25 protein-coding genes are annotated in these 23926 nt (G+C 53.5%); 11 read left to right on the forward strand and 14 right to left on the reverse strand.

The genetic code is table 11. The features are described from left to right. Positions 1 to 5 precede the first annotated feature (5 nt). On the forward strand, positions 6 to 620 hold the full coding sequence (locus BN3795_RS18085) for a nucleotidyltransferase family protein (RefSeq protein ID WP_232729973.1): 615 nt from the start codon (positions 6 to 8) through the stop codon (positions 618 to 620). On the opposite strand, the gene BN3795_RS18090 is transcribed toward BN3795_RS18085, so the two are convergent. Beyond that, positions 615 to 1643, reverse strand: coding sequence for a SepM family pheromone-processing serine protease (locus BN3795_RS18090; protein ID WP_068786098.1), 1029 nt, complete (start codon positions 1641 to 1643; stop codon positions 615 to 617). The two genes, BN3795_RS18085 and BN3795_RS18090, sit on opposite strands and share 6 nt — an antisense overlap. A 177-nt stretch (positions 1644 to 1820) precedes the next feature. On the opposite strand from BN3795_RS18090, the gene BN3795_RS18095 reads away from it, so the two are divergent. Continuing rightward, positions 1821 to 3041 (forward strand): nucleoside recognition domain-containing protein, encoded by a 1221-nt coding sequence (locus tag BN3795_RS18095; RefSeq protein WP_232729967.1) that lies wholly within the window; start codon positions 1821 to 1823, stop codon positions 3039 to 3041. A 10-nt stretch (positions 3042 to 3051) separates the two neighbouring features. Here the strand turns inward: BN3795_RS18095 and coaD are convergent, their stop codons facing one another. The 3 genes from coaD to BN3795_RS18110 all read right to left on the reverse strand — a co-directional run bounded on the left by coaD (position 3052) and on the right by BN3795_RS18110 (position 5189). After that, a complete protein-coding gene (gene coaD / locus BN3795_RS18100) occupies positions 3052 to 3564 on the reverse strand; it encodes a pantetheine-phosphate adenylyltransferase (RefSeq protein ID WP_068786100.1) in 513 nt (170 codons plus the stop codon). Further along, on the reverse strand, positions 3561 to 4160 hold the full coding sequence (gene rsmD / locus BN3795_RS18105) for a 16S rRNA (guanine(966)-N(2))-methyltransferase RsmD (protein ID WP_068786101.1): 600 nt from the start codon (positions 4158 to 4160) through the stop codon (positions 3561 to 3563). Before rsmD ends, coaD begins: the two co-directional genes overlap by 4 nt. A gap of 732 nt (positions 4161 to 4892) precedes the next feature. Continuing rightward, the gene (locus BN3795_RS18110) at positions 4893 to 5189 is read right to left on the reverse strand and encodes a hypothetical protein (RefSeq protein WP_068786102.1); all 297 of its coding nucleotides are present in this window, start codon (positions 5187 to 5189) and stop codon (positions 4893 to 4895) included. Positions 5190 to 5457: 268 nt separating this feature from the next. Here BN3795_RS18110 and BN3795_RS25930 point away from each other — a divergent pair, with 268 nt between their 5' ends. Next, the gene (locus tag BN3795_RS25930) at positions 5458 to 6204 is read left to right on the forward strand and encodes a tyrosine-type recombinase/integrase (RefSeq protein ID WP_232729968.1); all 747 of its coding nucleotides are present in this window, start codon (positions 5458 to 5460) and stop codon (positions 6202 to 6204) included. Then, positions 6194 to 6370 (forward strand): site-specific integrase, encoded by a 177-nt coding sequence (locus BN3795_RS26080; RefSeq protein WP_269800221.1) that lies wholly within the window; start codon positions 6194 to 6196, stop codon positions 6368 to 6370. Before BN3795_RS25930 ends, BN3795_RS26080 begins: the two co-directional genes overlap by 11 nt. Before the next feature lie 319 nt (positions 6371 to 6689). Here BN3795_RS26080 and BN3795_RS18120 read toward each other — a convergent pair whose 3' ends face one another. Together BN3795_RS18120 and BN3795_RS18125 are read right to left on the reverse strand one after the other, a co-directional pair. Then, positions 6690 to 7064 (reverse strand): hypothetical protein, encoded by a 375-nt coding sequence (locus tag BN3795_RS18120; protein WP_198524760.1) that lies wholly within the window; start codon positions 7062 to 7064, stop codon positions 6690 to 6692. 233 nt (positions 7065 to 7297) lie between these two features. Then, the gene (locus BN3795_RS18125) at positions 7298 to 8005 is read right to left on the reverse strand and encodes a glycoside hydrolase family 73 protein (RefSeq protein WP_068786104.1); all 708 of its coding nucleotides are present in this window, start codon (positions 8003 to 8005) and stop codon (positions 7298 to 7300) included. A gap of 152 nt (positions 8006 to 8157) precedes the next feature. On the opposite strand from BN3795_RS18125, the gene BN3795_RS25935 reads away from it, so the two are divergent. Together BN3795_RS25935 and BN3795_RS18135 are read left to right on the forward strand one after the other, a co-directional pair. Continuing rightward, entirely contained in the window at positions 8158 to 8712 is a 555-nt protein-coding gene (locus BN3795_RS25935) for a hypothetical protein (protein WP_232729969.1), read from the forward strand. Positions 8713 to 8830: 118 nt separating this feature from the next. Beyond that, entirely contained in the window at positions 8831 to 9511 is a 681-nt protein-coding gene (locus BN3795_RS18135; protein WP_068786105.1) for a tetratricopeptide repeat protein, read from the forward strand. Between the two features lie 95 nt (positions 9512 to 9606). On the opposite strand, the gene BN3795_RS18140 is transcribed toward BN3795_RS18135, so the two are convergent. The 5 genes from BN3795_RS18140 to BN3795_RS18160 form a co-directional block, all read right to left on the reverse strand. After that, positions 9607 to 10044 (reverse strand): GNAT family N-acetyltransferase, encoded by a 438-nt coding sequence (locus tag BN3795_RS18140; protein WP_068786106.1) that lies wholly within the window; start codon positions 10042 to 10044, stop codon positions 9607 to 9609. Further along, positions 10029 to 10715 carry a ribose-5-phosphate isomerase RpiA gene (gene rpiA, locus BN3795_RS18145; RefSeq protein ID WP_068786107.1) on the reverse strand — a complete coding sequence of 229 codons (687 nt, stop codon included), beginning with the start codon at positions 10713 to 10715 and terminating at the stop codon, positions 10029 to 10031. The genes BN3795_RS18140 and rpiA overlap by 16 nt, the downstream gene beginning before the upstream one ends. A 154-nt stretch (positions 10716 to 10869) precedes the next feature. Continuing rightward, on the reverse strand, positions 10870 to 12135 hold the full coding sequence (locus tag BN3795_RS18150; RefSeq protein WP_068786108.1) for an MFS transporter: 1266 nt from the start codon (positions 12133 to 12135) through the stop codon (positions 10870 to 10872). Between the two features lie 83 nt (positions 12136 to 12218). Beyond that, positions 12219 to 14588: an RNA polymerase recycling motor HelD gene (gene helD, locus BN3795_RS18155; RefSeq protein ID WP_068786109.1), complete on the reverse strand. Its 2370-nt coding sequence runs from the start codon at positions 14586 to 14588 to the stop codon at positions 12219 to 12221. Positions 14589 to 14780: 192 nt separating this feature from the next. Further along, the gene (locus BN3795_RS18160) at positions 14781 to 15812 is read right to left on the reverse strand and encodes an FUSC family protein (RefSeq protein ID WP_232729974.1); all 1032 of its coding nucleotides are present in this window, start codon (positions 15810 to 15812) and stop codon (positions 14781 to 14783) included. A gap of 146 nt (positions 15813 to 15958) precedes the next feature. Between BN3795_RS18160 and BN3795_RS18165 the strand changes: the two genes are divergently transcribed. After that, positions 15959 to 16495: a hypothetical protein gene (locus tag BN3795_RS18165; protein ID WP_068786111.1), complete on the forward strand. Its 537-nt coding sequence runs from the start codon at positions 15959 to 15961 to the stop codon at positions 16493 to 16495. 93 nt (positions 16496 to 16588) lie between these two features. On the opposite strand, the gene BN3795_RS18170 is transcribed toward BN3795_RS18165, so the two are convergent. Then, positions 16589 to 17674, reverse strand: a complete 1086-nt coding sequence (locus BN3795_RS18170; protein WP_068786112.1) for an AI-2E family transporter — start codon at positions 17672 to 17674, stop codon at positions 16589 to 16591. A gap of 88 nt (positions 17675 to 17762) precedes the next feature. After that, complete coding sequence (locus tag BN3795_RS18175; RefSeq protein WP_068786113.1) at positions 17763 to 18848, reverse strand: lactonase family protein; 1086 nt, start codon at positions 18846 to 18848, stop codon at positions 17763 to 17765. 181 nt (positions 18849 to 19029) lie between these two features. On the opposite strand from BN3795_RS18175, the gene BN3795_RS18180 reads away from it, so the two are divergent. After that, positions 19030 to 19386 (forward strand): LytTR family transcriptional regulator DNA-binding domain-containing protein, encoded by a 357-nt coding sequence (locus BN3795_RS18180; RefSeq protein ID WP_068786114.1) that lies wholly within the window; start codon positions 19030 to 19032, stop codon positions 19384 to 19386. Positions 19387 to 19485: 99 nt separating this feature from the next. Here BN3795_RS18180 and BN3795_RS18185 read toward each other — a convergent pair whose 3' ends face one another. Then, positions 19486 to 20478, reverse strand: coding sequence for an aldose 1-epimerase (locus BN3795_RS18185; protein WP_068786115.1), 993 nt, complete (start codon positions 20476 to 20478; stop codon positions 19486 to 19488). Between the two features lie 228 nt (positions 20479 to 20706). Here BN3795_RS18185 and BN3795_RS18190 point away from each other — a divergent pair, with 228 nt between their 5' ends. From BN3795_RS18190 to BN3795_RS18200, 3 genes are all read left to right on the forward strand, one after another. Continuing rightward, positions 20707 to 21594: a C40 family peptidase gene (locus tag BN3795_RS18190; protein WP_068786116.1), complete on the forward strand. Its 888-nt coding sequence runs from the start codon at positions 20707 to 20709 to the stop codon at positions 21592 to 21594. A gap of 169 nt (positions 21595 to 21763) precedes the next feature. Next, positions 21764 to 22684 carry a molecular chaperone DnaJ gene (locus tag BN3795_RS18195; RefSeq protein WP_068786117.1) on the forward strand — a complete coding sequence of 307 codons (921 nt, stop codon included), beginning with the start codon at positions 21764 to 21766 and terminating at the stop codon, positions 22682 to 22684. 97 nt (positions 22685 to 22781) lie between these two features. Continuing rightward, entirely contained in the window at positions 22782 to 23834 is a 1053-nt protein-coding gene (locus BN3795_RS18200; protein WP_068786118.1) for a LacI family DNA-binding transcriptional regulator, read from the forward strand. The last annotated feature ends 92 nt before the right edge of the window (positions 23835 to 23926 follow it).

A 23926-nucleotide genomic window follows, 5' to 3' on the forward strand; every position in this document is an offset into this window, starting at 1 on the left:
CCGCCGTGCGGCGGCTGATCGCCGGCGGCGGCCTTGCCGCAGCCGCGCCGTATCTCCCGCCGTACACGGCGGAGATCCTCGCCCGCGAGTTCGCGGCGGGACGCGGGCCCGTGACGTGGGAGAGCTTGGCCGCGCCGCTCTTCCACCAGCTGCTCCTGGCTGCCCCGGAGCAGCTCGCCGCCCTTCACGAGGTGACGGAAGGGCTGGAATACCGGATCAAAAAAACGCTGCCCCGCTTGTCGCAGCCAACGGTTGCCGAGCTGCTGACGCAGCTGAAAACGAAACGCTACACCCATACGAAGCTGCAGCGCACGCTGCTGCATATTCTCCTGCAGCATCCCCGCGAGCAGCTGGCGCCAACGGCGCTAGCCCAAGGCCCGGGTTATCTGCGCGTACTCGGCTTCAGCGCCGCCGGGCAGCGGTTGCTGAAGCGGATGAAGCAAACCGCCCGCCTGCCGATCATCACCCGGGCCGCCGAACTCGAGCATCCGCATCTCGCCCTCGACATCCGGGCGGCGGCAGCCTACGCTAACGCGATGCCCCAGCGCCGGGCAGAGGAACTGCTGCGCGAGTATCGGCAGGCGCCTATCCGAGCAGAGCTCGATCGCCCGGGATTATGAAGCCTTCGGTTCCAACGAAGCCAGATAATCCAGGGCATCGTCCAACTTTTTCACCGGAATCAGCTTCATCTTCGAGCCGATCTCCTCTGCTTTGGCTTTGGCCTCTTTATAGTTTGCGTCCGGCACAAAAAATATTTCCGCCTTCTCCCGGTCCGATGCCACAATCTTGAACTGCACTCCGCCGATCGCGCCAACCGTGCCGTCCTCGGCGATCGTCCCGGTACCGGCCACCCGGTACCCTTTGCTCAAATCGCCCGGCGTTAACTGGTTGTAGATCTCGAGCGTGAACATCAAGCCGGCGGACGGCCCGCCGATGCGCGTATCGGCAAACTGTACTTCCTTGGCCGGATCGGCGGCCTGCACCTTACGCAGTTCGCCTACGGTCACCCCCAAACCGGCTTTGCGGACACCGTCCGCCGTTTTAATCTCCACGAGCTCAACCTGTTGATCAACGGTTTTCCCGCCGCGCTCCAGCCGGATTTGAATCCGATCCCCCGGTTGGTTATCTTGAAGCAGAACGCCAAGATCCTCAAAGCGCTTCACCGGCTGGCCCTTCACGGCACGAATGATATCCCCGGAGTGGAACTCTCCCTTCGGCTGATTTTCCTTCGATAATCCGACGATAAACACGTACTCCGAGACGACATCGTATTTCACCCCGGCCTTATGATAGGCAGCCATCATAGCGTTGGACTGGGAGCTGCTCATATAGTAACGCTGCTGCGTTTCGTATTCCTCATCATTGCGGTCCGGTTCCTTGCGGACAATCTCCGCATGCTTGTTGAAGCGGGCCGTTGCCAGCATCCATACGTTGGCATAACTGACCGACACCGTCGTCAGCATGAAGGTTCCCTTCTCCTCAGAATCCCCCGACTTAATGGAGACCATCGGTTTGATCTCCTCCGCCGTTCCCGGCTGATTAATCATATACGGGGTTGACATGTACACGACAACATAGACGATCACTGCGATCGTCAGGACGTACAACCCCGATTTGATCGCTTTGGCTCTGGATGGTCGCATCCCGTTCTCCTCCCTTCCTCTTCAAGCGGGGAACAAGCGTCCTCCGTCTTTCCGCTTTCTGCTGACACCGTCACCGCTAAACCGGTAGTCTGTCCTTCACGGCTGATGCATAGCATGTACTATGCGCTGATATGCGATCGGTCTTTATCTAATGACAAAGAAGGTGATTTTATACCTATGAAATTCCGACGTTTGGCCGACAGCCCGCTGTCCACGTTGTTGACCGGTTTTTTAGCCTTTTTGGTCGTGATCTGCGTTGTATATGCGCCCGGCGAAGCGTTTAAAGCTTCCGGTGCAGGGCTGGCGATCTGGTGGCGGATCGTGTTCCCCGCACTGCTGCCGTTCGTCGTCCTGTCGCAAATGTTGCTCGCCGCAGGTTTTGCCCACGGGCTCGGCACGCTGCTTGAGCCCTTCACCCGCCGCTTCCTGGGGTTGCCCGGCTCCTTCGGCTGGGTGCTGCCGCTCGGCATGACCGCCGGATTCCCCGCTGCGGCTGAAGCCGCCGTCACGCTGCATAAACAGGGCAAAGTGAGCGCGCGCGAAGCGGAACGCCTTGCGGCTGCAGCGCATTTCTGCAGCCCGATGCTGCTTGTAATCGTGGTGGGTGCCGGGTTCCTGAGCCGGCCGGAATTCGGCCTGCTTCTGCTTGCCGTGCATTGGGCAGCGGGGTTAGCCGCCGGCCTTACGCTGCACATGGTATTCCCGGATCGGTCTGCTCCCGCGGCGCCGGTCCAGTCCCCGCCTGCAGCCAGGCCGAATGCCTCTTTGCTGCGCACCGCCGTGCGCCGCATGGAGGAAGCCCGCCGCGAAGACGGCCGCAGCTTTGGCAAGCTGCTGGGCGACGCCGTCGCCTCAGGCGTGCAAACGCTGATGATCACCGGCGGGTACATGCTTATTTTTGCCGTCGTGATTCATGTGATTCTCCTGGCCTTGCCGGACCAAGCGGTTGCCGTCACCGTAAAGAGCGCTCTGGAGGTTCACTTGGGCACCTATGCGATTTCCGGATTCGCTTCGTCCCTTCCCCCCGCTTTGGTCGCTTCCTTGCTGGGGGCAGCGCTTGGCTGGGGCGGCTTGTGCGCTTATTTGCAGGTACGGGCGATCCTTGCACCCGCCGGAATCCGCGAACGGTCGTTCCTGCTGAGCCGCTTGCTGCATGCAGCCTATGCTTATATTCTCACCTTACTGCTATGGAAGCCGTTTACCCGCTGGATGCCGGGCGTTCTCCCGGCGTTTGGCGGCGGCGCCCCGGACTCTCTAGGAAGCGACACCCCGGCCGCCACGCTGCCCAGCTGGCAGCAAGCAATCGGGGTGATGGAATGGCAGCTATGGATGCTGAGTTTATTGACGATAGGGTTCTTGTCCATCGCGCTCCTATGGCGGCGTCAAGAGGAACCCTAACTCGGGGATCCTAGCCCGGTCCCAGCTTGTCCTTGAACTTCTCCCGCAGTGCCTTCTCTACCTCCAGCGGAACGAGATCGCTCACATCGCCGTGGAAGCTGGCGATCTCTTTGACGACGCTCGAGCTCAAATACGAATATTTCGGGTGCGTCATCATAAAGATCGTCTCGACTTCGCTGTTAAGCTTATGATTGGTCGAGGCCAACTGCAGCTCATATTCAAAATCGGTGACGGAGCGGATGCCCCGAACGATCACATGGGCTTGCTTGTAATCCATATAATTGACCAGCAAATCCCGGAAGCTGTCGATTTCCACGTTCGGCAGATGCCCGGTCACTTCCGCCAGCAGCGCCTTTCGCTCGTCAACGGTAAATAACGGCTTCTTGCTCAAGTTGTTCAACACGGCCACGATCAACTTGTCAAATTGACGCGAGGCCCGCTGGATGATGTCCATATGTCCTTTGGTCACGGGGTCAAAGCTGCCCGGATAAACCGCCACCCGCGGTTGCCGCTGTTCGTTCATGTTGTCGCTCCTTCCTGCTCGTCGGTTTGAACCGTACTCGAATCGGAATCATAAGTGTAAATGGAAACGGTGGTCTCCCCATACTCCGCTTTGCGCGTTTGCAGGAAGGCTCCAAACTGCTCGGGATACACATACGAGGATTCGTATTCGAGCACGATCTTCGCCTGCGGCTCGAGCAGTTGCAGCTCGTCCATCTGCATCATCAGAGCATCCCCGTTTTTCAACCGGTAAGGGGGGTCCAGGAACACCAAGTCGAATGCCGCTTCCCGTTTCGCCAAGGCTTTGAGCGCCCGTTCCGCATCGTTCTTGTATACCTCGGCCTTCGCTTCAAATCCGGCGGCCTTCAGATTCTGCCGGACCGTTTCAATGCTTTTAAATTCTTTATCGATAAATACGGCCTTGTCCATGCCGCGGCTTAACGCCTCGATCCCGAGACCGCCGGTTCCGGCGAACAGGTCCAGCACAGCACCCCCATCAAAATACGGCCCGATCATGCTGAATATCGCTTCTTTTACTTTGTCCGTCGTTGGCCTTGTGCCCATGCCGGGTACGGCTTTGAGCGTTCTGCCCCGGGCGCTGCCCGAAATGACTCTCATCTTCTTTGTTCACACACCTTTATCTGCCTGGAAAATTCCTGTCGATATCGTACCACAATCCGCCTTGGAATGAAAAACGAAAAAATCATGGGATTTTTAGCGGCCCGAGGTATAAAACCCGCATGCCCGGACAAACTTAGATTATCGACATCACCAAATGTCGTAGACAACCGCGGAGAAGACTTACGTTTCCCCATAAGCTCTTCGTCCGGTTTCTCCTCTCCCATGATGGGCATCCCGCAAGGGATGCCCGGACAAAAGCCCTTGTAGATTTGTTCCTACGAGGGCTTTTGTCCTTTTTTTTATGTATTGATGACCGATTGATGACCAAATTCGCCAATCTTACCCGATGCAGAGGCTATAATTCTTTGCTGATCCGTAAAAACACCCAAAGGAGAGGTATATTATTTTTATTGAAACGTGCTACTGTGAAGGGAAAAACAGTTTTTTGACGGGGTATATCTCCAAAGAGCCTGACGTTCTCCCAAGCTACCGCCATCGTAAAACGCCTAAAGAAAAAAGGCTACTCCGTAAACACTGGATAACCTGATTATACGAAGCGCCAGTTATCTTGCCTAGTCATACCAACCGTTTAAGCTAAGTTTTATATAAGGAATTTGAACGTACAGAGGGCCGGGGGTGCATTTAACCACTTTGGATGTGAGGGATTTCATTGACGAGTAGTACAGCAGCATAGCAGAAAAAAAATCCGATGCACGGCACCGGATCGACTTACTTAATTCTTTTCAATTCAGCTTCCTGCTGAATAGATCGTGTAGAGAGCAGTTCAATAATTCTGTGCTGGTTCTCCAGGACTTCTTCCATCCTAACTACCCGCTCATTAGTATCTAGTACAGCTTTTTTAATTAAATGTTGATCTTCTTCAATACGGCTAAGACGTTGATCCATTGATTTAAGATGTTGATTTACTTCCTGGAACTGTTCGTCATTCCGATCCAAACGTTCACTAACCGCCTTTAATTCTTCACGGACAACTGATTGCAATAATTGCTTTAACTCATTATCCATTAATACCGCTCCTTCAAACTTTATGTGAATATTGTACCAAAAGCGTTTCTTAATTTCTACTTAGTTTTCAATAGTAAAGGAGGTTTAAATCATGGCCAGCATGCAGAAGCGTGGAGAAAACTCCTGGTTCTTTGTCGTTAATGTGGGATATCGACCAGATTGAACAAGAGACCGACGGACCAAGACGATTAAGGTCGAGGATCCTGCCCTACTGAGGTCTCCCCGTAAACTCAAAGAATATTTGAACGATGAACTAACCAAGTTCAAAATGGAAGTTGAGTCCGGAGAATACATTAATCCCGAGAAAATGACTTTTTCGAGCTTCGTGGAGATTTGGACCAAGAAATTTGTTCAAAAGAATCTTGAAGAAACGACTGCTTATAACTACTCATATCAGGTAGACAAGCGCATGATCCCCTATTTCGGGGATATGCAGTTGGACAAGATCAAAACCCTCCACCTTACTGACTATATGGATAAGCTGGCTGAAACGGTTGGCGATTCATCTCAGGTGTACAATTACCGAATTCTAAGAAGTATATTCTCAAAAGCTGTAGCTTGGAAGGTCCTTAAGACCAATCCTATGGACGGGGTAGACAAGCCTAAAGAGCAGCCGAAAGAGATGAATTACTACAACGAAAAAGAAATAGCTCAGCTCCTTGCCGCTCTTGAAAGTGAGGAATCGAGCTTTAAATTATTGGTGTTACTGGCACTTACGACCGGCATGCGCCGCGGTGAGCTGCTCGGCCTCGAATGGAAGCACATCGACCTCGAACAAGGAATTATCGATATTAAGCAGACGATACCCATGTTTAAGGATGGAGAGCCGGTTTTAAAGGGGCCGAAGCGCTCCAGCTCCATCAGAAAAATTGTCATTCCCTCTTCGATCGTAGAGGAGCTCAAACAATATCAAAAACATATGGCCAAGGAGCGATTAAAATCTGAGGCACCCTGGGAAGGCGGGGACCATCATTTTCTCTTTGCCGGAGAAACGGGGCCGGCCGTTGTACCCTAAAACTCTGGGGGACCGCTGGCGAGCATTCCATCAAAAGAATCCTAAACTAAAGTACATCCGGTTCCATGATCTGCGGCATACCTCAGCGACATTGTTAATCAGTCAGGGGGTTCATGCCAAGATATCTCCAGCCGGCTGGGCCATTCTAAAATCGGAACAACAATGAACGTTTATGGCCATGTAATTGAATCGGCGGACCGGGCCGCGGCTGAAACATTTAACAATCTACTGGCACCAAAAACGACGGATATCAAAGCTAAATCTTGATGTCATCATTGATGACCAATTGATGACCAAATCCACAAAAAGGCCCAAAAATCGCCTACGCCAGACTTAGTAGAATCCTTTATAAATCAAGGGTTTTCAAGTTTCTCAACATTCGCTAATCATCCAATTTTGACATTTCCCATGATGGGCATCCCGCAAGGGATGCCCGGACAAAAGCCCTTGTAGTTGTATTTCTACGAGGGCTTTTGTCCTTTTTTTTATTTCAACCGGAGTTCGGCACTAAAGCGATCTTCCAAGGTCTGCCGAAGGCTTCCCGCTTCTTCTCTGGAAGAGGCTGGAGCAATTAGCCAAACCTTCGCTTCGGGTAACAGCGGATTCGTAAGCTCGGGAGGAAGCTCCGACTGGGGAACGGCCCAAGCCAAGTGTCCCAGGTCTTGATCGAAATAAACCTGCCCGAGACGGCGGAGAATTTTACCGTCAACATGGGTCGCAAGAAATCCGCTTTGGAGCAACATATCCGAATAAACCCGCCCGTTCATTTGCAACGTGCCTTTAAATTGATTGTCCCCTGGATCAAAATAACCGTCCAGCGTGATTTGAACCGTAGGCGAGAACGCCGGATCCTCTTTCATCCAGGCCACTCCCTCCAAGGTTTTAACCATCTTAACCGGAGATAGATGTTCGATATACCACCATGTATAGCTTGCTGCCGCCAGAAACGCAAGCCCTATAACCCCGGTGATCCACAATCGCTTGCGTATCGGAATCCCTCCCTGCGATTATCCCTTAATCTTCCAACCCATCGTACCATCGGAAGCCGCTCAATACAATCGTTTGGCTCACGACCTCGTTCTCAACACGCGCTTCACTTTTTCTTGTCAAACAACCCTCGGCGGTGCATCACCGTGATCAAACGATAAAAATCAACGCTGCCCTGCTCCGGGTTCCGCAGCAGGGGATCTTCTTTGCTGTAATTCACCGCTGCCGCCACCGCTTCCTTAGCCCAGTCAGGAATCCCTGGACGGGTCCATTTTTCCAACTCGGCAAGTTGCTTGGCTTGTGTACGAACCGTTTCCTGAAGCGCTTCAAATTGTTTCTTCTCCTCTGCCGTCATGGGACCATCTCCCTTCCCCTCATCATATTGAGTTAACTTGTAGGTATCCATCAACCGGATCAGCTTGCTGGCATACTGCGGATCCGTGGCGTATCCGGCTGCGGCAACAGCTCGCGCGGCTTCCGGGCCCGTCTTCCGGATCGCCCCGGCATAACGCTGAGCCGATAGTAAACGGGCGTGGTCGGCAATGGACTCCGCCCAGGTTCTGTATTTGCGAAAAGCCGCGTTGACGGTTACCGCGTTTCCTCCCCGGTATTCCGTTGTCGGCAGGATCAAGTTGCCCGCCGGACCGCTGCCTTTAAGCCCGAATAAGTTATTGGCCTCGGCTGCCAGTCGACTGTTCCCCCAGTTCGATTCCAAAGCGGCCTGGGCCATCGTCAGCGAGGCCGGTATCCCGCTCTGCTTCGCACTGGCGACGGCAAGGGGGGCTATTTTCTCGATAAACCCGTTTTTATCCATCCAGTTTCACCTCCACCTACAGCTTATGAACCTGAGTGGACGAGGGATTGGACCATGACCTTGTCGATCCCAAGGATGCATAGCGGCGGAACCGAAGGGTACCCTAACGATGGTTTCCCAACCAAACTTTACACGAGGAGGATTTTACGCAGATGTACAACAACGTCAGTCAGCAAATCCAAGAAATCGAACAGGCGATTCGCCAATTGGAGCAGCAAACCCGGCAAGCAACGACGATGTACCAGCAAATGCTGCAGCAGGAGCAACAGAACGCGATGCAGTTGGAAGAACTGGCTCAGCGGGAGCGCCGAGCGGTTCAAACGATCCAAACGGCCATTCAGGGACATCAGCACGCGATGCAGCAGTTCCAACGTGTAGTGCAAATCGCCGGTCAAATCGAGAGCAGCGTTCACTCCATGTCCGGAATGGGCACCAGTTATATTCAACCTAACCTTGGACAAACCCACTACAGCCCGCAAGGCATGGGGCAAAGCGGCTACAGCGGAGGCAGCCTCGGAAACTTCGGATCCGCCATTAACAGCCAGATTCCAAGCCCTTCGAGCACGGGCTCGATGGGTTCCGGTTCCGCAAGCTCCATGAGTTCTATGGGCTCTTCGAGTTCTATGAGCTCCATGAGCTCTCAGGGCGCCGGATCGATCACAGCGGCGGGGTCGCTCGGCTCCGCCGGCTCGATGCGCAACTTTTAATCACTAACCATGAGAACATGAGAACAGCCGCCTTTCGTGCGGCTGTTCTCATTTTTTTCCTCGTCCTTCTGACTCTGTGCTATAATTGGAAATTATCATGTGATTGCGGAGGACCTGAATGAGTAAGATAGTTCTGTTTCTGTTCTTATCTTGGCTGCTGGGCAATCCTTTGCTCGCTATTATCGTCTTGTTGTTGATCGTTTATTTCATCGATCGGCGTTACATCGGATTATTTCCAAGCTTGAGCAAGCCCTGGAAGCGCAGCCGCAGCATTTCACGGCTTCGCCAGCAACTGACCGCCAGCCCTTTCGACGTCTCTGCCAAACGCGAGCTTGCCCGCTTGCTGTTAGAGCGCAAGAAATATGCCGAGGCCCATCGCTTGCTCGAAGAGGCGAAGGACGCCTCTGAGACCTCGGCAGAGTTTTGGGACGACCTTGGGACCGCCAGCTTGGGACTTGGACAAACCGAGGAAGGCGAAGCCCAAATCTTGCATGCGCTAAGCCTGAATGAACGGGTAAAATATGGCCAGCCTTACCTGCGGTTAGCTTCCGCTTTCCGCGAGCTTGACCCGCAGAAGGCGCTCCAGTACGCTGCCCGGTTCGGTGAAATTCAATCTTCGTCCAGCGAAGCCTATTACTTGCTTGGCAGCCTCTATCAGTCGCTGGGCAGCCGGGAGGAGGCCAAACAAGCCTACAACGAATCGATTGCGGTGTACCGCTCCCTGCCCAAATATAAGAAACGCCAAGAGCGAAGATGGGCACTGCGCAGCTTCCTGAAACGCGGAACGTTAAGTTCATAAGAATCCGGTAGCGAAGAAACGCCGGCTTCTCTCCAGGCGGAGCAGAAGCCGGCGTTCTTTTGGGGAACAGATCCCGAAGTCTTATAGACTCAAGCCTACGATTCTTCTTCGTTCTCATCCACTTCATAAATACAGCGAAACCGTTCTCCCCCGGATACTTCATCGGGGAACCCGGTAATTTGAAACCCGATACTGCGGAAGAAATCCGCCCCTTCCTCATCGGTGACGGCCTCCATCCGTTCCGGGCCCGCTTCCGTAAGGGCAAGCAGGACCAAGGCTCGGCCATACCCCTTCATCCGCTGCTCCGGATGGACGGCAAGATGGGCAATTTCGAGCGTGCGCGCAGCGTTCACGCGATAGCCGATGATCCCGGCTACCCCATCTTCCACTTCATACCCATAAAGTTGATAGGGATCGCCTTCCCGGTATAACCGGACTGCCTCTTCCAGCGCAGCCGGGTCGAACAGAACCGCGTATTCCAGCATTTCGCGAATCGCCGGCTCGTCCACTCTCGAGCTTATTGGTTTGAACATGGTGCCTCCTTGATTTCCGTGCGGCCATCTTCGTAACCGATAACGACGGTTTGCGCAATTCCGACAAACAATCCGTGCTCCACAACGCCGGTCATCGCCTTCAACTCATCGCTTAACCGGGCAGGATCGGCGATTTGGCCGAACGCCGCATCCACGATATAGTTCCCGTTATCCGTCACGTACAGCCGTTCCCCTTGCATCCGCATCTCGAACGGCACATCATAACGGCTTTTCAGCTCCCGCAGCGTCCATTCGTAGCAGAACGGAACCAGCTCGATCGGAAGCTTGAACTGCCCCAAGCTGGACACCATCTTGCCCTGATCGGCGATAACGATAAACCGGTCGCTGTTGATGGCGACAAGCTTCTCGCGAAGCAAGGCGCCGCCGCCGCCTTTGATCAAGGCCATCTGAGGATCAACTTCGTCGGCGCCGTCGATGGCCAGATCCAATCGATCCACGTCCTTCGCCTCAATTAACGGGATTTGATATTTTGCGGCAAGCTCCTCCGAAGCCTTGGAAGTCGCGATCGCGCGAATCCGCAGCCCGTTCCCCACCCTCTCGCCGATTTTCTCAATCGCGTAATAGGCTGTTGATCCCGTGCCGAGACCTATTGTCATTCCGTCCTTGACCCATTCTGCAGCGCGGTAACCCGCCGCCTGTTTGGCATTCATGTCTACCCCTCCAAAATCTTGACGATTCGTTCCATTAGCCCTCTGAACCCATTTGTCCAGCGGCACTCCGCTCCTATCATACCAAAAAAGCCCGGACAATAGAACAGCAGCGTCCCCACCAGGGGGAATCGCTGCTGATGTTATGACTATAAACTTAGCCTTGATGCAGAGGTCTTGTCACCTTAGTCTGTTTCCGCGGTTCTTTGGGCTTAATCGCTCCGCCGTGTCCGGATTCCGGCTTAACCAGCGTAAGCAGCAGAATCACCGCCACCAGCGAAACTCCTGCGATCACGAAGAACATCGTCATATGCCCGGCCTTCATGAGCAGCGACATGACCGGCGGCCCCGCCGATACGCCGATAAAACGCATGCTGCTGTAGATCGAAGTGATCGTGCCGCGCATTTCTTTGTCAACCCCCTCCGTGATCAAAGCATCGGAGCTGGGCAACACGATGCCGATTCCGGATCCGCATACGAGGAGGCAAGCGATCACAAAATAGATATTGCTGAAAAAACCGATTCCAAACAAGGCGCCGGTGGACAGGATCAACCCGGCAACACCGGACCATTTCATCAGCTTTTTGTCTTTGCCGATTTTTTTTCCGGTCACATAAGAAGCCAGACACAAAGCCGCCAGCGGAATCGCCAGGACCAGCCCCTTGATGACGCCGTTCAAGCCGTGTTTCGTCTCAAGCTGCTCCGACAAATAAAACAAGACGCCAAACAGCAGGAACATGGAAATGCATCCAATTGAGAAAATGGCGTACAGCCAACGTCCTTTTTGCTTCAGTACGTCCTTAACGGCGGAGATGAACTCGCGCAGCGGCTTGGCTTTCTCCCGTTCCTTGGGTTCATGCACAAGAAAGAGCACCAGAAGTAAAGAAATGAGACAAAGCGCTGGAATGGACAGGAGCGGCGCATACCAAATCCAGGCCCCCAGCAGCGCCCCTAAAATAGGGCTCAGCACTTTGCCAAAGGTATTGGAGGTTTCAATCACGCCCAGACTGTGGCTAACTTCCTCCTCGCTTTCGAACAAATCCCCGACGAGCGGCAGCACGATGGGAAAAGCGCCGGCTGCTCCGATCCCCTGAAGAAATCGGCCGCCCAGAATCATCCAATACACCGCCAACCCGTTCACAAACCAATCCGCAACCCCCGCTACGCAGCCGCCGATCCCCGCAACGATCAGACTGGGCACGATAATTGCTTTACGGCCGAATTTATCGGAGAGATAGCCGGCAATCGGAATCAGCAAGATCGCCACCACCGCATAAACGGTGATTAGCATGCTTACCTGAAAGGAGGTAACATGGAGCTCGCGGGCAATTTGGGGCAAAATCGGAATCAGCATCGAGTTCCCCAGCGTCATGATAAGCGGTATGGAAGCCAGAGCAATCAAATCGCCTTTTTTGCCGACCATCTAACCATCAGGCCACCCTTCACGAAAGAAGTTTAAAACAGACCCGATTAGTGTGATTCATTTTGCGGAAAATATACCGCCCCTTAAGGGAGCAGGGTGTAGGTCGATTTGGCGGCTTCCCGGATAAACCGGCTGGGTTCGCCTACAGAGTAGATGCGAAGCAGATGCATAGCTCTCGTACATGCCGTATAGAACAACTTCCGTTCGGCTTCCCTCGTGTACTTCCGTTCGGAACCATCGTAGATCAGCACGGCATCAAATTCCACACCTTTGGCCAAATAAGCCGGAATGATATGCACGCCCTTCTCGAAGGATAACGTCGTTTTCTTGATCAGCTTGGCCGGCAGCTTGGCGCTCAGCCGTTCATAAGCCTCCAGGCTCTCTTCCGCCGTTTTGCAGATGACGGCAATCGATTCATATCCGTCCGCCCGCAGCCGGCTGACCAGGTCCTCGATCGACGAGTGGAGCGCATCGATATCGGCAATCCGGTGAACCTCCGGCTTCGCGCCTTCCCGGTTAAACGGGACGATCGCCTCCCCGCCGGGAATCATTTCCCGGGTGAACTCAACGATTTGGCGAGTGGAACGGTAACTTTGCTCCAGCGTGATCAACTCACTCTCTTCCGCTCCGTACAAATCGCTGAGCACAGAGGATTGCTGGAGCACCGAGGCGTGGGCATAAATCGCCTGGTTCAAATCGCCCAGCGCCGTCATTTTCGCCCGCGGGAACAGCCGCTTCAGGAAGAACAGCTGAAACGGCGAATAATCCTGCGCCTCATCGATGATGACATGACGAATCGAGGTGTTGGATCGAAAGCCGAGCAGCAGCTCTTTTAAATAGAGAAATGGGGTAATATCTTCATAGAAAAGCTCGCCGTCCGTAATTTTCCGCAGCGTTTGATCACAGATTTCCTCCCACCGATCGGGCAATCCCTCCGGACGAATCTCGCGAAGGATAGACAGATCGGTGAAGAGCTGCAGATACAACCGGGTCACATCGACGAACCGCAGCGATTTGACCCATTTGCGAAGCGGCTTTAACCGGTCGCTCACGACCATTCGAGCCAGAATCGTCTTCTCTTCCTCATAATCGCTGAAAGAGGTTCCTTTGCCCTGCTGCTTGCGCCGCATGCGCTGATAAGCCCGCTGATAATCTTCCGTATCCAGCAGTTGAATCTGTTCCTCAACCCAAGGCTGGTCCAGCTCGGACTTTCCGAAGGCAGCGATTTCCTTAAGCAGCCACTCCTTCAGGAGCTCGCAGCGATTCGCCAGCCGGATTGCCGGATCATAGGCATAAAATTGCCGGGCAATTTCCTCCGCGCCGACAATCTCCCTGCCCTGGAAGCGCAGCGGCTTAAAGATCATTCCCTTCTGCTCCAGCAGCTCCTTGTACCGAGTGATGGCATGCAGAAATGGCACCGATGATTTGAAGCGTATCCCGTTCACCCGGGCCTGATAGACCTCATCCTCCGGAGCAGACAGCACGTATTCAATCTGGACGAACGGATCTTCAAGCTGAAATTCCCTTCCCAGTCGATGCTCGAGGTACTCCTGGAACGTCGTTTGCTGCATGTTTTCCTCCCCCAGCTCGGGAAGTACCGTCGATACATAACTGTTAAACATGGGGTTGGGAGAGAACAAGATCATTTGGTCCGCTTGCAGCACTTCCCGATGCTTGTAGAGCAAGTAAGCGACCCGCTGCAAAGCTGCCGATGTTTTGCCGCTTCCGGCGGCACCTTGCACGATCAGCATGCGGCTGCGATCATTGCGGATAATCTTGTTCTGTTCGCGTTGGATCGTGGCTACAATACTCTTCATCTGCGCATCGGAGCTGCGGCTTAGTACCTGCTGCAACAGCTCGTCCCCGATGGTCACTCCGGTGTCGAACATCAGCTTGATACGGCGGCCTTGGATGACGAACTGCCGTTTCAGCGACATCGTTCCGGTGATAGTGCCGGACGGCGTTTCATAAGAAGCCGGACCGGGGACGCTGTCATAGTACAGATTGGAGATAGGGGCCCGCCAGTCATATACGAGAAACGTTTCATCCCCCTCTTCCAGCAGGGAGGCGATCCCAAGATAAATAGCTTCTTCCGGTTCCCCTTCCTCGGCGAAATCAATCCGGCCGAAATAAGGCGATTGCTTGAGCCGTTTCATCTTCCCCAGGGCAATGGACGCGTGCTGATGACTTTTCTCCCGTTCCGCAAGGACCTGGGACTGCTGTCGCAAGCTGGTGGACGTTTCACCGACATCGTCCGCCTCGCTGAAATTCACCGTTACCTCGTCCCAGAAATCCTTCCGCATCTCCACGACGTCCCCGCGGACGCTTCCGACCTCCCGTTCGAGCTTGCGAATCCGGGCGTCGATCTGGTCGGCTACGTACTCGACGCGTTGTTGTTCTTCCTCCCAAGCCTGATCTGTATGATCCAATTGAATCGCTCCCTTGAATGGCATTTGAAAATATCCACACACGATGTATTGACAATCATATAATAGTATGATAAAATTAATTCAGGTTGATTGTGATTACCTCGTGGTGATTTACAGTCTATTTTTTATTGTATCAAGAAGCTCCTTACTTATCAATTTCGATCTGTACGATTTCCGACATGAAAGTCCTGCCATATGGCAGGACTTTTTTTATGATTATCTAGCTTCGTCTCCCGTTCCTGCGACGGAATGATCGGCCAGCCGGTTCAACCGTTCCAATTGATGCCCGTATTCGTACATCTCGGCCGATACAATCGACAACCGCAGTACCCCCGTCCGCTCTGCTGCATAGCGGTCCAGCATTCGCCGCAGAAACTCGTCATTCTCGGTTTCAAATCGCATGGCTTCACTGTAGCCCGGCTTCAGCTTGTCGTCGAACTTCAGCATGACATGCTCGTGAAATTTGGTCAGCTTCTCCAAATGCTCGTCGAATTCCCGGTTTAATTCCGGCGTACGGTCGGCCTGGAAATAGTGCTGCTCCACGGCATCCAGCACCTCAAATCCCTTGCGAAGCGTGCGCAGCATCTGCTTATAGACTACGAGCTGACGATGATCGCTGAATTTCGGCGCCTTGATTTTCTTCTGATCCTCCTCCATCAGCTTGTATTTATCCGCCAGTTGGGCAATCGTATCCTCCAGCTCCCGCTTATCGGACCGGAAGACCGATTCCTTGATTTCATCGGAGACGGCCGTTCGCAGCAATAGCGACAGTCGATCGAACGTATGCCGAACCTGTTGCTCAAATTGCACCCTCGGTTTGGGCGGAAACAGGGCAATATTGATAATAAACGCGGAAAAAATGCCGATCAAGCTCAGCAGAAACCGGTTCAACGCAAATTCCCACTGACCGGAGGCCTCCATTACGGAGACCACCGTAACTAACGTAATGCCGATCGTATCCCCCATTTTGAGTTGCAAACAGATCATAATCACCAGAATGCAAACCAAGCCTACCGCGATCGGTTCGTTCGAGAAAACCATGCCGCCCAGCATCGCCAAAATAGCGCCCAGCGTATTGGTCTGCAATTGGTCGATCAAGTACCGCCAGGAACGATAAATGGTCGGTTGCATGGCAAAGATCGCGGCGATCGCCGCGATGACCGGCGAAGGTAATCCCAGTAAAGTGCCGACATATAGAGCCAGCGTGACCGCAACCCCCGTTTTCAGCATTCTTGCACCAAATGTCACTTCCATTCCCCCTACGCTCCACGACACATTCCATTTATTTTAAGCGAAAATTTAAGAAATATTAAGGCTGCTTTCAGATAACCTGCGTTGATTTGGTCAAGACTGATGAAGGCAGGACCAAATTATTCTAAACGAAGAGGTGAAAAATGTCCATGATTAGGAAGAACCTGAAACCCATTGCCGGCAAATTGACCCTTGCACTCCTGCTGGCCGCCGGCTCAACCGCTGCAGCCGCAACCGTATATGCGGATACGGGCGCGCCAACCAAACAACCGCAGCAGGTCAATCCCAATCCGTCGCAGCCGGAAACCAAACCTCACCACCCGCACGGTCATTTGCGGGGAGCCCATATCATTAAAGATACGGCAGAGCTGCTCGGAATGGAGCCTAAAGCGCTGGTTCAGCAGTTAAGACAGGGCAAGACCCTTCTTCAGGTCGTGCAGGCCGAGAAAGGCTGGAGCGAGGAAGAATATCTGAAGAAGTTGACCGAAGCCGCGAACCGGAATATCGAGAAAGCGCTGGCGGAGGGGAAGATCGACCGGGACAAGGCGGACAAAATCAAGTCCAAGCTTCCTGAGAAGCTGAAGAAGGTCATTAACCGCTCGTGGAAGGACCGCCAGCCGGGCCAACCTACGGTGGATTACCAGAACAATCAGGTCAACTGGAGCCATCTGCCTCACTGATGTCGGGTTGTAACTGCAGTTGATCCGTAAAAAAACCGCTGGCCTACCTTCAAGGTAGTCTCAGCGGTTTAATATCTTTCACAGCGTGTCCCTCTATTTGGATGAATCCTCCTCAGGCGGCCCTGCTATCGCCGCCGTTTTGACCGCTTTAGACGGGTGCACCCCTACGGGGACCTCAACGATATCCAGCATAAAGATAAAGATCGGAACCCCGACGATCAATCCCCAAACCCCAAGGAAATGCTCGGAAACCAGGAGGATGAGGAAGGTGAAAAATATCGGCAGATGGGTTTTGTTGGACATGAATTTGGGATTCAGGAAATACGTCTCAACCGCATGTACCACCGCAACCATTACCAGAATATAAACGATTTTGACCAGTCCGCCAATCTTGAAGGCAATTGCGCAGAGCGGGATCAACGAAATAATGACGCCCATGACCGGAACCAGGCCCAGCAGGAAGATCATAATCGCCAGGGCAATCAGGTTCGGAAATCCGAAAATCCACAGGAAGATCGTGGATAGTATCGCATTGACGAGGGCGATCAGAAACTGCACCTCAATCACTTTGCCAAAGGATTGGACAAATTTTCTCCCGAAGTACTCCAATTCCTTGAACAACCCGCCGATCCGGCTTTCCCGGAATAAAACGGCGAAGTTCGTGACCTTTTCTTTCTCCAGTAGGAAAAACAAGCTGAGGACAATCGCGATAAATAAATTTAAGCTCCATTCCCCGATATCCGTCAGCGTGCCGAGCAGAAAGGTAAACCCATTGTTGATATAAGCCGACAGATCGATGTCTTTCAAATATTCGACAATGTAATTCAAGATCGGATTATCCGGCAGCACCGGAGGGTTCGAATAGAAGGAGATCACTTGGTTGACCAGGTCCGTCAGTTCCGTGAGCAGCACCGGCATATAATAGTAGATTGCATAGACCAGCAGCGTGATCAACACGACGTAGATGAACAGCACGGTCACGGTTCGGTTGATGCGTATCACCTTGGCCACATTCCGGCTGATGAAATTGTGCAACCGATTAATCAGGTACGTCAGAATAAAGGTAATCAGCAGCATGTTCAGCATGCTTCGAGCGAAATACAAGACGATAACGACAAACAGCAGAGCCAGCACCCTGCGGAATCCCGCCATTTGAAACAATTCCCTAAAAAACGTCATGAGTCACAACCGGCTCCTTCATATTTACTGGAGAAAAATCCTCTGCGTTAATCTTAAGCGAGCCTCTGCGACATTGCAAATAAAAAACCTATTCCCACCGTACCGGCTTGACGCAAACCGGTTTGGATACGGAAACGATCCGGCCGGTGAAGGTCAACCGCCCGCTGTCGGGGTTCACGTCAAAGATCGCCAGCCGATTGTCGTCCCGGTTCGCCGCAATCAAGTGCATGCCGTCCGGCGTAAGCGCAAAATGACGCGGATGACCGCCTTCGCTGGAGACGTGTTCGATAAGCGAGAGCCGTCCGCTCTCCGGATCAATGGCGAACAGCACCAAGCTGTCATGGCCGCGGTTAGAGCCGTAGAGATAGCGGCCGTCGGCCGAAATGGCCACCTCTGCTGTCGTATTCTCACCGCTGTACCCCTCCGGCAAGGTGGGCACTGTGTCCTGCAGCGTTAATTGCCCGGCCGCGGCATCGTATTGAAACAGGGAAACGGAGGAATTCACCTCGTTGATGGAATACAGCCATTGTCCGTTCGGATGAAATGCAAGATGACGCGGGCCCGCTCCCGGCGGCGTAGATGCCTCGCTCCGGAACACCAGACGTCCGGCCTCCGGCTCCAACGCATACACGGCAATGCGGTCCAGACCCAGATCGGCAACCAGCGCATACCGGTTATCCGGGCTAAAGATCACCGAATGGGGATGCGGGCGATCCTGGCGCACCGGGTCGGCTCCATGGCCTTCATGCTGGCGTTCGTCGACCAGTGAACCAACCGTTCCGTCCGCCTGGAGCTCGACCAATCCCACATTGCCGCCGTGATAACCCGACACAACGGCAAACCGGCCGTTCCGGTCAAGCTGAATATGCGATGAGGACGGACGAATCGTGGTGCGCCGGTTCCATTCGCGCAGCTTGCCTTCAGCATTCACGTCGAAAGCGACCACTTCACCGATTCGTTCTCCTTCTGTTGTCGTTTCGGAAATGGCATAAACTTTGCGGCGCTCCGGATTCACGCCAAGGAAAGTCGGGTTCTTCAACCCGGAGGCTTGATCCAGAAGACGAATCTCCCCGCCGGCCGAATCCATTTCATATACATAAACTCCGGGATCGCCTGCTTCGGCATACGATCCAACAAATAACAGCCATCGTGGTTGTGATGCGGACAAGTCCATTTCCTCCTTCAGAGTGGTTCGTTTATGATATCCTCTTTATTTTTTCCTAAATGGACGGAAAAGTCCAGTCTCGCCCGGAAAAAGTTAAAATTTTTAATATGAATCGGTCACCTACCCAAACTGGTTAAAATATGATATACTGTAAGCGCTTCCGAAAGCATCTTCTAAAGGGGGATTTGGAATGATGAACGTCGGACTCGAAGAAAGAGGCGTCTATGAGGACCTCAATCCTTACGAGACGTATTTCTTCAAGATCGGAGCTCACGGACTGGTTTGCTTCCATGGACGGAATTACAGTATTAAACAGAGATTATCCGCCGAACAGACTTCGAAGCTGATCTCGGACCCTCGCTTCTACCGCATCAGCACGAACTGCTATGTCAACCTGTCCCAGATCTCCGAAATTCGCGACAACGTGGTATGGTTCCGGGATGAACGCCACGGGATTAAGACGATTCATGTGCCCAGACGCAATCTGGAACAAATGAAGCGGTTGATCCCGACACATCGCAGCAAGGTAACTGCCGGGGTCAATTGACCCTCCGCCAGGAGAACCCTGCCAAGCGTCCCAATGAAAAAAGCAGCCCGACTTGCGTCCTCTCGGACGGCCGGTCGGCTGCTTTTTTCGTTTGCCTTCTTATTTTACGTAGAGACGGGCGCGTTCCTCCCAAATCTCGCCGGGAAGCAGGCTGAACAAGCCGATCTCCTCTGCCGGCAAATCCGCCTTTGGCGCATTGACCAGATTGATCTGCGGCTCCGGGCAGAAGAAGCCTTCCGTCGCCTTGTTATTCCAGATCATCCATTGCTTATAGGATGTACCCACGTCATAAACGAGCGTCTTCCCAAGCTTCGTGTCCGTCAGTTCCATCCGGTTTCTGCCGTTTTGCGGCACGGCTGTGTAGTGATTATCCATGGAGGCGAAGAAAGGGTATACGCCTTCTCCCTGCATCTGCAGCTCGTCCGCCGTCAGCGGCTGATAAGATCCGGTCGGGAGCATCCGTTCGCTCATTTCCCAACGCGCTCCGATCGTCAGCTTCAACCGATAGTCTTTCGCCGTGCTCTCCGGCGCAAACGGGGCATTTACCGCCGTATGGAAGGCCAACAGGCAAGGCATCTCCTTGTCGCCGTCATTTCGGATGAACACCTGCTGCGCCAACCCTTCATCACTTAACGTATACTTCAGTCGCATGGTGAATTTGAATGGCAGGTAACGATACACCTCATGGTTCTCGTCAACCGATACCTTGACAGATACATAGCTGTCTAACGAGGTTTGGCCGAAGTCCTCAACCTCCCAGGCTGTCGTATGCAGAAATCCGTGCAGATGGTTGTGAGTCGCCGCTTCATTAACCGGGAATTGGAGAACTTCGCCTTTCCACGGGAATAACCCGTCCTCGTAGCGATTCGGAGGAAAGAGCACCGGAATGCCGTGTACCCCCGGATTGCCTTTGAAAGCTTCCATCTCGCTCTCGCCAGGTTCACGCAAGAAGCGGTAACCGCTTTCGATATCGCGGAAAGCGATCAGGTTGCCGCCGATCTCCGGCAGCATGACCGCCTCATACCGCCCGGACTTCAGCCATACCGCCTTTTCACCCTGATAAGTGCCTTCATAAGCCGTTCTTTGTGCCATGGATGATATCTCCCTTCATTGCTTAGCTTGCTCAACTTGTAATATACCTTAAAGCGCCTCCAAAAGTCACCCCTGTCCGTCACGCTGGTTCCGCATTCTGGGCGATATGATGAAGCTGCTCCTCATGAGGAGAATTGCTCCTTTAGCTCCTGCCCGAATAGTTCGATCTCTTTTTTTACATACTTCAAGTGACTCGCTAATCTGAATGAATGGAGTGCTGTTCCCCCTATGCGCAAATCCTTGAAGTTTGGGGTGTTTCTCGTTTGTTTGGCCTTGCCGCTGACGCTCGCAACCTCATGCGGCCAGCACGACCGGCTCCGCTCCAATTCCGTCCCCCCGGCCGGCAATTCACCGGTACGAACAGAAGCGGTTACAGATGCCGGCGGCACGAGCTGGGTTCCGCTGAAACAAGTAGCCCAAAGCCTTGGACTCCGATTGCAGGACAACCAAGATAGTGCCAGCCTTGGCTTTACCGATGTGATGTTCACCGTCCAGCCCAGCCAAAGGCATGCCGTTTCCTTTGGCCAGCCCGTTTCGCTGCCCCAGGCGCCGGTTCGCGAGAACGGCCAGCTGTACATGACGATGGATGCTGTATCTGCCCTGCTGCAAACCCAAGCCCGGATCGATTCCCGAACCGGCGAATTGACGTTTGACCGCATTACCCCGGCGGGCAACGAGGTTCCGCCGCAAACCGGAACGAGCCGGTACGGAATTCTTGGCGTTGCGGAGCATCAGGATGAAATGGTCGCCTATGCCAAGCAATTCTTAGGCGTGCCTTATGAATTTGGCGCCGCCCCTTATGAACAATCCAAAACCTTTGATTGCTCCTCTTTTACCCGCCATGTCTTCAAGAAGTTTGGTCAGGACCTGCCGCGGCTGGCCCGGGATCAAGCCAAAGAAGGCGTGCCGGTGACGCGCAGCCAGCTACAGGTCGGAGACTTGATCTTCTTCACCGTCCCCGGCCGATTTCAAGCCGACAATATCGCCGGTCACGTCGGCATCTACATCGGTGACGGCAAATTTATTCACACCTGGGGAGACCCTGGCGTTCAGATCAGCCCGCTGGACAGCGGGTATTGGAGTGATGTGATCATCTCCATGCGCCGAGTTCGTTAACTCCAGCCAGGATCTAGCAAAAGCCGGGGAACCGTTAGGTTCACCCGGCTTTTTTCTCAGGGCCGACAGGCGATTTCCCTTCGTTACAAATACAAAGTATAATAACTGTATGCATCACTTTCCATATCATATTTATATCAAAACCCAATGGATTCAGAGGAGAAAGACGATGGACAACGACAATTTAAAACAGGCTTACGAGTTGCTGGGGTTACCCGAAAACGCTTCCCGCGAGAAGCTGGAGCGAGAGTTTGATATTTTGCTGCGCAAATCCCGCTCCCGCCACTTAGATCCCGGCGAAGCCGAGGAGATCGAGCGGAAGATTCAGGCTTACAAGCGGATCTTCGAGGCGGAGGAACAGCGGAAAATCGCCGAACTCTCGCAGAAGCGCTATGCCAAATGGGGCAAATTCGCCGGAACCGCCGAGAAGATGGACGATTTTTTTCGCCTCTACCGAACTCATGTGATTATCGGACTGATTGCCGTGGTAGCTATTATCTTCGGTACGAATGCTTATCTTGACCACCGCGAGGAACAAAAACGGCTGGCCGCCCTGCCTCCGGTCGATCTGTCGATCATGATGGTTGGCAACTTTATGACCGACGATCAGAATGGCGGCGTCGAAGCCTTGGAGCAGGCAATAACGGCACAAATCCCCGGTTTCAAACGGGTGGAAGTTGAAAATGTCTATTTGCCTCCGCAAGGTGAAGCCGGACTCGGTGCTGCCGATATGGCTTACCAGCAAAAAGCGATGGCCATGATCGCCACCACCAGTCCGGACATTTATATTACCGATGCGCCTACCTTCGAGTGGCTGTCGAATGGCGGTGCTTTTCTCAGCCTTGACGATGTGGCGAACGGCGAACTTAGAAGTCTCCTGACGGAGGACACCCTTGTTAAGGATGTATCCGATGAAGACAATGCCGAGCATGTGTACGGGATTAAGGTAACGGACAGCACCCTGGTGAAGGAGCTGCCGCTTGGCTTTACGGACATGATTATCTCCCTTCGCGCGGACACGAAGAATAAGGACAAAGCGATCGAAATGATGAAGATATACTTGGAGACTCTCCCAAGGGCGGCGGAATAGCCGCCTTTTTTCATGTGCCTTTCGGAATTGATAAATTTCGGGGGATGCTATAAAATGATTCTATAAACGCGCGTTTACGAAAGTGGGGACAGACCTTATGCGCAGCGAAGATATCGCCAAATTGGCCGGGGTGTCCCGCAGCACCGTCTCACGGGTGATCAACAATTATCCGAACGTTCCGGAAGCCACGCGGGCCAAGGTGCTCCGCGTCATCGAGCAGCACCACTACGAACCGAACAGCTTTGCCCGGGCGCTCGCCGGCAAACGGACGGATACGATCGGCCTGTTCGCCATTAGCATGACCGAGAAGGAAGACACGAGCCGCATTTATCAGAACAGCTATTTTGCCCCGATCGTCGACATGGTCGTCGATACGGCCAACGCCCGCGGATTTTATGTCCTGATTCATACCGTTTATTCGCCGGGCGACTTCCAGAAGGTGAAGCAAGCCTTCTTGCAGAAGCGGATCGACGGCGGGATTCTGGTCGGTACGCAGAAGGACATTGATCTCGTTCGGGAAATGGTGGACCAGGAAGCGCCGCTGGTGCTCGTCGATTACGACATCGCGGAAATCATGGCAGAACGGCTCAACAAGAACCATCTGTCCGTCATCAACTCCAACGACTACGAAGGGACCGTGCAGGCGATCGAATACTTAATCGACCTGGGTCACCGGGACATCGGCATTCTCAAGGGCAGCATGAATACGTATTCGGGACGCGAACGGTTCCTGGCTTTTCAGGACACGCTGCAGAAGCGCGGATTACCGCTGCCGGAGGCCTTTATTCTGGAGGGCGAGTTTCTGAAGGAAAGCGCCTTCCGCGAGACTTGCAGGATGATCGAGAACGGGGCTTTGCCGACAGCCTTGTTCTGCGCCAATGACGACATGGCTTTTGCCGCTATGGAAGCGTTTGCGTCCAAGGGGATCAGCGTACCGGAGCAGTTGTCCGTCATCGGCTTTGACGATGTCGAGCTGGCTTCCCGGGTATCGCCCAAGCTGACCACCGTGCGGCTGCCGGTTGACGAGATGGCCAAAGCCGCCGTATTGAAGGTGATCGAGCTGTGCGAAGCGGAGCAGCCCACCTTCAGCACGATCAGCTTTCCAACCCGCCTGGTGATTCGGGATTCCTGCCTGACCCCGGCGAAGTAATGGGTTCATCCTCCTCCCTATTCGGTCTATGATCGGTGGGAGGAATGGTTTTTAACTAAAATAAACGCGCGTTCACAAACGAAGGGAGAGTT

Origin of the sequence: Paenibacillus phocaeensis, from assembly GCF_900021165.1 — a bacterium.
Classification (GTDB): Bacteria; Bacillota; Bacilli; order Paenibacillales; family Paenibacillaceae; genus Fontibacillus; species Fontibacillus phocaensis.

Excerpts from the sequence above, each read along its gene's own strand:
- BN3795_RS18170 (WP_068786112.1), bottom strand. The coding sequence starts at position 17,674 with ATGACGTTTTTTAGGGAATTGTTTCAAATGGCGGGATTCCGCAGGGTG.
- BN3795_RS18140 (WP_068786106.1), bottom strand. The coding sequence starts at position 10,044 with ATGTTCAAACCAATAAGCTCGAGAGTGGACGAGCCGGCGATTCGCGAA.
- BN3795_RS18120 (WP_198524760.1), bottom strand. The coding sequence starts at position 7,064 with ATGAAAGAGGATCCGGCGTTCTCGCCTACGGTTCAAATCACGCTGGAC.
- BN3795_RS18200 (WP_068786118.1), top strand. The coding sequence starts at position 22,782 with ATGCGCAGCGAAGATATCGCCAAATTGGCCGGGGTGTCCCGCAGCACC.
- BN3795_RS18125 (WP_068786104.1), bottom strand. The coding sequence starts at position 8,005 with ATGGATAAAAACGGGTTTATCGAGAAAATAGCCCCCCTTGCCGTCGCC.
- rpiA (WP_068786107.1), bottom strand. The coding sequence starts at position 10,715 with ATGAATGCCAAACAGGCGGCGGGTTACCGCGCTGCAGAATGGGTCAAG.
- BN3795_RS18090 (WP_068786098.1), bottom strand. The coding sequence starts at position 1,643 with ATGCGACCATCCAGAGCCAAAGCGATCAAATCGGGGTTGTACGTCCTG.
- BN3795_RS18165 (WP_068786111.1), top strand. The coding sequence starts at position 15,959 with ATGTCCATGATTAGGAAGAACCTGAAACCCATTGCCGGCAAATTGACC.
- BN3795_RS18195 (WP_068786117.1), top strand. The coding sequence starts at position 21,764 with ATGGACAACGACAATTTAAAACAGGCTTACGAGTTGCTGGGGTTACCC.
- BN3795_RS18110 (WP_068786102.1), bottom strand. The coding sequence starts at position 5,189 with ATGGATAATGAGTTAAAGCAATTATTGCAATCAGTTGTCCGTGAAGAA.
- BN3795_RS25930 (WP_232729968.1), top strand. The coding sequence starts at position 5,458 with ATGGAAGTTGAGTCCGGAGAATACATTAATCCCGAGAAAATGACTTTT.
- rsmD (WP_068786101.1), bottom strand. The coding sequence starts at position 4,160 with ATGAGAGTCATTTCGGGCAGCGCCCGGGGCAGAACGCTCAAAGCCGTA.
- BN3795_RS18185 (WP_068786115.1), bottom strand. The coding sequence starts at position 20,478 with ATGGCACAAAGAACGGCTTATGAAGGCACTTATCAGGGTGAAAAGGCG.
- BN3795_RS18150 (WP_068786108.1), bottom strand. The coding sequence starts at position 12,135 with ATGGTCGGCAAAAAAGGCGATTTGATTGCTCTGGCTTCCATACCGCTT.
- helD (WP_068786109.1), bottom strand. The coding sequence starts at position 14,588 with ATGCCATTCAAGGGAGCGATTCAATTGGATCATACAGATCAGGCTTGG.
- BN3795_RS18135 (WP_068786105.1), top strand. The coding sequence starts at position 8,831 with ATGAGTAAGATAGTTCTGTTTCTGTTCTTATCTTGGCTGCTGGGCAAT.
- BN3795_RS18095 (WP_232729967.1), top strand. The coding sequence starts at position 1,821 with ATGAAATTCCGACGTTTGGCCGACAGCCCGCTGTCCACGTTGTTGACC.
- BN3795_RS18175 (WP_068786113.1), bottom strand. The coding sequence starts at position 18,848 with ATGGACTTGTCCGCATCACAACCACGATGGCTGTTATTTGTTGGATCG.
- BN3795_RS18190 (WP_068786116.1), top strand. The coding sequence starts at position 20,707 with ATGCGCAAATCCTTGAAGTTTGGGGTGTTTCTCGTTTGTTTGGCCTTG.
- BN3795_RS18180 (WP_068786114.1), top strand. The coding sequence starts at position 19,030 with ATGATGAACGTCGGACTCGAAGAAAGAGGCGTCTATGAGGACCTCAAT.
- coaD (WP_068786100.1), bottom strand. The coding sequence starts at position 3,564 with ATGAACGAACAGCGGCAACCGCGGGTGGCGGTTTATCCGGGCAGCTTT.
- BN3795_RS25935 (WP_232729969.1), top strand. The coding sequence starts at position 8,158 with ATGTACAACAACGTCAGTCAGCAAATCCAAGAAATCGAACAGGCGATT.